Source organism: Sphingomonas sp. 2SG (genome assembly GCF_005503285.1).
GTDB classification, from domain to species: domain Bacteria; phylum Pseudomonadota; class Alphaproteobacteria; order Sphingomonadales; family Sphingomonadaceae; genus Sphingomonas; species Sphingomonas taxi.
Window position 1 is genome coordinate 1 of the sequence record NZ_SCMZ01000111.1, and the last position, 1,045, is coordinate 1,045.

Consider the following 1,045-nt stretch of genomic DNA (forward strand, 5'->3'; position numbering starts at 1 on the left):
CCGCGGCGGCGGCATCGTGCTGCGCGGCGGCGACGGTCCGTTCGGCGGCGGCGGCGGCGGTGACCGCCTCCTCGGCCGCTGCCGCCTCCGCCTTGGCCGCTTCCGCGGCCGCGACCGCCTCGCGCCAGCGCGCGAAGATCGTCCGCGCCTCGGCGATGCGGATCTGCTCGGACAAATTGCGATAGCGTTCCGCCGCGCGCGCCTGCCGGCGCAACGCCGCGGCGCGCGCGTCCTGATCGGCGATCAGTTCGTCGAGCCGCAGCAGATTGGCCTCGGTGGCACGCAATTTCTGCTCGGCGTCGCGGCGGCGGACGTGCAGCCCGGCGATCCCCGCCGCTTCCTCCAGCATCGCGCGGCGCTCGGCGGGCTTGGCGGCGATCACCGCGCCGATCCGGTTCTGGCTGACCAGCGCCGGGCTATGCGCACCGGTCGCGGCATCGGCGAACAGCAGGCCGACGTCCTTGGCACGGACGTCGCGGCCGTCGATGCGATAGGCGCTGCCCGCGCCGCGCTCGATGCGGCGGACGACCTCGCGTTCCTCGCCGTCGGCGCCGTCGAGCAGGATCGAGACCTCGGCGAAATCGCGCGGCGGCCGCGTCGCGGTGCCGGCGAAGATCACGTCCTCCATCCCCGCGCCGCGCAGCGATTTGGCGCTGTTCTCGCCCATCGTCCAGCGCAGCGCCTCGAGCAAATTGGATTTGCCGCAGCCGTTCGGCCCGACGACCCCGGTCAGCCCGCGCTCGATGGCGAGGTCGGCCGGATCGACGAAGCTCTTGAACCCGGCGATGCGGAGCCGCTTGATCTGCACGCTGTCCGGGTGCCGTTTATGGCGCGCCGTTGCAAGAGGGGCGCGCGAAGGCGCGAATGGAAGAAGATGGGTTCGCGCAGAGGCGCAGAGACGCAGAGGGGGCGCTCGGTGGTCGGCCTTTGCGACCGCCACGCCCGTTCGCCCTGAGCTTGTCGAAGGGCTTGGGTCTCACCTGCCCTTCGACAAGCTCAGGGCGAACGGCGGGGGGGGCTGCGAGGGGAGAGGGGCGCTACGCGC

The 1,045-nt window shown here is 72.8% G+C and carries 1 protein-coding gene; it reads right to left on the reverse strand.

All coding sequences use genetic code 11. The annotated features are described in order from the left end of the window. Positions 1-808: AAA family ATPase (locus tag FFS23_RS19940; RefSeq protein WP_171009570.1), on the reverse strand; the 808-nt coding region annotated here is incomplete at its 3' end. Positions 809-1,045: the final 237 nt, after the last annotated feature.